Here is a 1,025-nt window from a genome sequence, read left to right as displayed (position 1 = left end):
CCCACCGCCCGCCGTCGTTGCAATCGGCGGCTCTTGACCTGCCGGTGTTGGTTGGTTGGATCGGAGTTCATTGTGGTTCCCCTTAGTTGCGCACATTCTGTGAGTGATGGGAGCCCTGTGCGGAGGGCTGTCCCGGAACCAAGCTTGCGTTTTGGAACCTGTGAATTCCTTGGGAAATCTCATTGGTCACAAAACCACCGGTCACAGCAGTCCTGATCAGGCTCCCTCAACAGCAAAATCAGCATCTTGACCCATAATCTGAAAAGTTTTCTGTAGGGCGGAGGAACCATTGACAGAAGTGCCGTGTGACTGTTTACTGGCCGTCTATGAGCATGCACCGAAGGGACGGTGTGCTTTGACATCCAGGCCAAAATTGGAGCCGGATTTCCACCCGGTATTGGAGTCGGAGGCGGAGTTTTACATCGCTGCGGCTTGTTTCAGGACCGGACCTTATGGGGCTATTGGCCTGGAGATTGAGCGGATCATCCATGATGCTGCTGATCCTAAACGTCCTGTTCCCGTCGCGGAGATCCGCACAGTGGCCGGAGACGCCGGTCAAAAACTTCCCCGTGGTGGGACTATCACCTTCGAACCGGGTGGCCAGCTGGAGGTCAGCACGGCTTGCGCGCCCGGCTTTGCCGCCCTGGTCAAGGACGTCCGCACCGATCTGGCAGCCATCGACGCACGGGTCTTGGATGCCGGCCTTGCCTTCAGCCCCGTCGCCCTGGACGGACTCCGGCCGCCGGTACGCACCCTGGAGCTGCCACGTTACGAGGCCATGGAGGAGTATTACGAACGCTCCGGCCCAGCAGGACTCACCATGATGTGTTCGACGGCGTCACTTCAGGTGTGCCTCGACGCCGGCGGTGATGGAACAGGTACCGGGAGCGCAGTTCAGCGGTGGCGCCGCCTGCATGACCTGGCACCAGTACTCATTGCAACCTTCGCCAATTCGCCGTTCCGTTTTGGTGTTCCGAGCGGCTGGCGCAGCGCCCGGCAGGGTGTGTGGCTCGCCACCGATCGTT

At 60.0% G+C, this 1,025-nt stretch carries 1 protein-coding gene; it reads left to right on the top strand.

Annotated elements, in window-relative coordinates; genetic code table 11:
* Window positions 1-355: 355 nt before the first annotated feature.
* A partial coding sequence (locus Y707_RS25395) for a glutamate-cysteine ligase family protein (protein ID WP_253905144.1) occupies window positions 356-1,025 on the top strand: 670 nt, incomplete at its 3' end.

Source organism: Arthrobacter sp. H14, from assembly GCF_000520495.1.
Lineage (GTDB): Bacteria > Actinomycetota > Actinomycetes > Actinomycetales > Micrococcaceae > Arthrobacter_C.
This window is presented reverse-complemented; position numbering and strand designations above follow the sequence as displayed.